This window comes from candidate division KSB1 bacterium (assembly GCA_022566355.1).
In the GTDB taxonomy this organism is placed as follows: Bacteria; Zhuqueibacterota; JdFR-76; order JdFR-76; family DREG01; genus JADFJB01.
The window spans coordinates 1-5,056 of sequence record JADFJB010000192.1 but is presented as its reverse complement, the minus strand read 5'-3'; the positions used below and the strand labels follow the sequence as shown (position 1 = coordinate 5,056).

At 38.9% G+C, this 5,056-nt stretch carries 3 protein-coding genes; all 3 read left to right on the top strand.

The window, feature by feature from the left end; translation table 11 throughout:
* Positions 1 to 61 precede the first annotated feature (61 nt).
* The 3 genes from IIC38_19865 to IIC38_19855 all read left to right on the top strand — a co-directional run bounded on the left by IIC38_19865 (position 62) and on the right by IIC38_19855 (position 4,408).
* Entirely contained in the window at positions 62 to 667 is a 606-nt protein-coding gene (locus tag IIC38_19865; GenBank protein ID MCH8128180.1) for a tetratricopeptide repeat protein, read from the top strand.
* Positions 668 to 900: 233 nt separating this feature from the next.
* Positions 901 to 2,979 (top strand): S9 family peptidase, encoded by a 2,079-nt coding sequence (locus tag IIC38_19860; protein ID MCH8128179.1) that lies wholly within the window; start codon positions 901 to 903, stop codon positions 2,977 to 2,979.
* Between the two features lie 172 nt (positions 2,980 to 3,151).
* Positions 3,152 to 4,408, top strand: a complete 1,257-nt coding sequence (locus IIC38_19855; protein ID MCH8128178.1) for a DUF4263 domain-containing protein — start codon at positions 3,152 to 3,154, stop codon at positions 4,406 to 4,408.
* Positions 4,409 to 5,056 lie beyond the last annotated feature (648 nt).

Genomic DNA, 5,056 nt, shown 5'->3' with positions numbered 1-5,056 from the left:
GGAAATCAAAAAACGTATCGGGGATGTTTCCGGCGAAGCGACATCTCTGCATCAGATTGGAATGATTTATGAATTAAGAGGTTCTTATGACGATGCGCTTGAAAAATATGAGGAAGCGCTGGAAATCAAAAAACGTATCGGGGATGTTTCCGCGGAAGCGAAATCTCTGCATCAGATTGGAATGATTTATTATTATACTGGTTCTTACGACCAGGCGCTTGAGAAATATGAAGAATCGCTGGAAATCAAAAAACGTATCGGGGATGTTTCCGGCGAAGCGACATCTCTGCATCAGATTGGAATGATTTATGAATTAAGAGGTTCTTATGACGATGCGCTTGAAAAATATGAGGAAGCGCTGGAAATCGCAAAACGAATCGGGGATGTACATGGAGAAGCGTTTTCTTATGGACAATTAGGTCAATTTTCAAAAAAAATGAAAAGATACAAAGAAGCTTTAGATTATTCAACTAATGCTTATTTAATTTGTAAGAAAATTCAAATCCCAAATATAAGTTTAGCAAAAAAAGATATTCTAAGCCTTAAAGAATATTTTTCTCCAAAAGAGTTTGAATCAATTCTCAAAGAAAAAGGAATTTCTTTAACAGAGCTTGAGCAGGGTGGCGCAGCCCCAAATCAGGAGGAAACGATGCATCAGTTACTATAGCTTTACGTTTCTCTTGGTGAAGAGAAGTTTGTTGAACTGTTGAAGCAAAAGGGTGCACCGCAGGAACAGATTGATCAGCTTTTGCCTGCTATTAAGAAAATGGCTGAGAATAATGAATGATATAAAAGGAGATTCATGAACACACAAACAGTCTTAGTTTTGACAATTATCATTCTAACTTTTATCGTTTCCGTAAATCCTCAAAAAAACCACTAGTGAAGAATGTGAACTCGATGAACCAACAAGAAAAATTATTTTGGCTTGCAGTGCTCGTTTTGTTTTTTTTACCGCTGGCTCTTTCGGCCCAGCCGTCGGATCTTCTGACAATCAAAGATGTCTTTAACCTGGAGACAGCCACTGATCCACAGATTTCGACCGATGGCAAGAAGATTGTTTACGCACGCCGGTTCGCCGATATCATGACCGACCGATATTATTCAAATTTATGGATAATCAATTTTGATGGCACGAACAACAGGGCGTTGACGACGGGAAATCATAATGATTCTTCCCCACTCTGGTCACCAGATGGTTCTCGCCTGATATTCATCTCCAAGCGGGACGGCTCGGCACAGATTTACCTGCGCTGGATGGACACGGGCCAACTCACCAAGCTTTCCAATTTGCAACATGCGCCCAGCGGCCTTTCCTGGTCGCCGGATGGCAGCCAGATTGCTTTTAGCTCATTTGTGCCGAGCGATCATCCGAGTTTGATCAAAATGCCCTCGGCCCCGAAAGGCGCCGCCTGGGCTGATCCCGCCCGAGAAATCGACAAGCTTGTTTATCGGTTTAACGGCCCGGGCTATCTTCTCAATGGTTACTCACATGTTTTTGTTTTGCCTGCAGAAGGGGGCACGCCCAGACAAATCACCAGTGGAGATTATAATCACGGCGCGGCGCCGTTTCGCAGCGGTGGACCGGCGGTCTGGTCAGCCGATCGAAAATCGATCATTGTTTCCGCAAATCGCCGAAGCGACGCCGATCTTGAACCCCTGGATACCGAAGTTTACGAATTTTCAATCGACGATGGGTCTGTCAAAGCGCTAACCAATCGAAGAGGTCCGGATAGTCGAGCCGCCATTTCTCCTAACGGGAAATCTATTGCCTACACCGGTTTTGATGACCGCTATCAAGGCTATCAACTTACCAGGCTTTATATGATGAATCGTGATGGCAGCAATTCCAGGGTCATATCAAATGAGCTTGATCGGCGCATTGGCAACATCCAATGGGCGGCTGACAGTAAGGGTGTTTATTTTCTTTATGATGATCAAGGTGACACCAAACTCGGCTATACCTCCACCGCAGGCAAGTTTAAAAAACTCGCCGACCATGTTGCAAGCCGCATCAGCGCTTACTCCAGCGGACAGTTTCATGCAGGGCCGGACGGTAAATTTGTGATTACGAATGGCCGCCCGGACAATCCGTCGGATTTGGCGGTTGGGACGGCCAATCGCTCCGGGACGCGGCAAATCACATCGGTCAACACAGACTTGTTTGGGCACAAGACGCTGGGCGAGGTAGAAGAATTCTGGTATGAATCTTCTCACGACAAGCGCAAGATTCATGGGTGGATAATTAAGCCGCCACATTTCAATCCAAACAAGAAATATCCACTGATTATAGAGATTCATGGCGGTCCATTTGCCAACTACGGCGCTCGCTTCGATTTTGAAAAGCAATTCATGGCTGCACAAGGGTATGTTGTGCTGTATGTCAATCCTCGCGGCAGCACCAGTTATGGCGAAGAGTTTGGCAATCTCATCCACCATGCTTACCCGGGCGATGATTTCTATGACCTGAATTCAGGTGTAGATGCCGTGGTCAACATGGGTTATATTGACGAAAATAACTTGTTTGTAACCGGGGGCAGCGGCGGCGGTGTGCTGACCTGCTGGATGATCGGACGAACCGACCGCTTTCGAGCCGCCGTGACCCTTTATCCGGTGATCAATTGGTATAGCTTTGTGTTGACTTCTGACATATCTGTGTTTGTGGCCAAATACTGGTTCCCGGGATTGCCTTGGGATCATGTTGAGCATTATGAAAGCCGCTCTTTGCTTTCTGTGGTGAAGAATGTCAAAACACCTACAATGGTGCTCACCGGTGAGGAAGATTACCGCACGCCCATGTCTGATTCGGAACAGTATTACCAGGCCCTAAAGCTTCTCAATGTGGAAAGCGTGCTCGTTCGAGTTCCAAATGAACCGCATGGGATTCGCCGCTTTCCGAGTCACTGGATGGCCAAAATGCTTTACATCACTGAATGGTTTGAAAAACACCGCGTTTCAAATAGCACAATGACCAACTGATTTATGATAGTATTAAAATAAAACTAAACTGTATTGTGTGGATAAAACACATTGTTGTTATCCCTCCAATTTGGGTGTATAACAACAATAATTATACATACACGTTACCAACAAGCCTAAAAAAGAAACATCAGTAGATATTTGCTGAAAAGGCAAAAATTAAAATAAATAAATGGGACTCGATAGTTTAAATAATCCGTTTTCAAATCTATTCGATATAGAAAATCAAGATATTGCTGAACTTGTTATCAAAGAGACATTGAAAAAGGATAATTGCTTTATATACAAAGGGAGTGAAATAATTGGTGGTTTTATTTTAATAAATAAACCAAACGTAAAAACAATTTTAAAAGTTTCATTTTATAAATCCAAAGTTGACAACAAATATTTACCGCGTTTGGAATTTAGAAAAGAAGATAATAAAGGAAACTTAACTAAATCTAGAGGGCATGATGTAATAGTAAAGTTTAGTGATGGCGATGAAGCTAGAGCATTTTGGAAAGCAATTCACTTTTTGCAAGGCTTCAAAGAATTAGTTGATTTAGGAGATTTTCATTCTAAATATCAAGCTATTAGTTTTGATTCGTACCTAGTTGATTTCAAAAGTAAAGGTCAAGCTGAAAAATTTAAAGAGTTGTATTCTCTTACTGAAAACATAAAACTTTCAAAGCTTGAAATTAAGGAATTATTATTTCCTCAAAGAAGAAACACAATTCATTGGTTTTATGCATTTTTGAAAGACTTGCAAAACAATGAAGGGAAAAAAGCATTTGATAGTTACAGAAATAAGCACTCCATAACAGAAAATGGTGAAGAAGCCATATGGCATCATTTCTTTAAAAATAATGATTGGATTATTGGACTAAATGTAGATATTAAATTTATTAGAGATTTACTTTCGAAACAAAGAATAGGTAGTGCTAATTCTAAAGGTGTTGGTAGTCCCGAAGTTGACCTTTTAGGAATTTCTTATTTTATTACATTGATAGAACTTAAAACAAGTAAAACTAAGATTTTCAGGTCTGAAAAATCATCTAAATCAAGAGCAAACACATGGGATTTTTCCAATGATTTTATTGAAGCATATAGTCAAACATTATCTCAACGAAGCGAAATTTCAGAAACCAAAAACATTGAAGATGAAGATGGAATTATAATTGACACAAAAAAACATCGAATTCTTGACCCCAAAGCTGTATTAATAATAGGAAATAGAAATGAGGAATTTCCGCACATAAGAAAAACTGAATATGATGTTAAAACGGATTGCTTTGAAAGAATTAGAAGGGATAGCCGAAATATTGAAATAATAACTTTCGATGAACTATTTGAAAGAGCTTTTCATATTGTTTTTTCAGAAAAATTACCAGAAAATTGGTACAATATTAATCCTGAAGATTTTAAAAAGGATATTCTAAAAGTTGATTAAAATCAGCATAAAATATATTGAACACTGTAATAGAAAATTTAGTAAAATAAATCGTTAACATAATATTAAACTAAAACATAAAAAAGTCATGGCTAAAAAAACAGTTCCTGTTAAACCTCACAAGAGGTCAACTCCATCACCTACACCAAGAAAAAATCCTAGTACACCAAAACCTGGTCCAAAGACAGTTCCAATAAAACCTCATAAACGTACACCACCATCAAAATAGAAATATTGAAATAAAGGTCAGTTGGTTAACAATGTATATAGTTTATGGCGGGTGAAGTGCTAAATATGAGCGATTTAACAATAAATAAACATCGGTGTAAGTTGAAAGATTTGTGTTTCAAAAACCGTCACAAACCATATACTAATCGTTGGCAAACATTAGGAAAAATAGTTTAATATCCTATAAATACTTGTATACAAGAAGCACTTTTTCAATAGCCATAGTTATTTAGTTTTTGGTTTTAGAGCAACTCTGTCTTTCATCTTAACAATAAAAGCAACTAGTTGTCAATTTTTTAAAAATATGATATAATGCAGATAATAAAATAGAGACACTGCCCCTATAGAGCGATCTGTGGGGCGCTTTGCGCTTATACTTGTCCTATATGAAAGATAAAAAGCAAGATAAAATAATAGTCA

Excerpts from the sequence above, each read along its gene's own strand:
- IIC38_19865 (MCH8128180.1), top strand. The coding sequence starts at position 62 with ATGATTTATGAATTAAGAGGTTCTTATGACGATGCGCTTGAAAAATAT.
- IIC38_19860 (MCH8128179.1), top strand. The coding sequence starts at position 901 with ATGAACCAACAAGAAAAATTATTTTGGCTTGCAGTGCTCGTTTTGTTT.
- IIC38_19855 (MCH8128178.1), top strand. The coding sequence starts at position 3,152 with ATGGGACTCGATAGTTTAAATAATCCGTTTTCAAATCTATTCGATATA.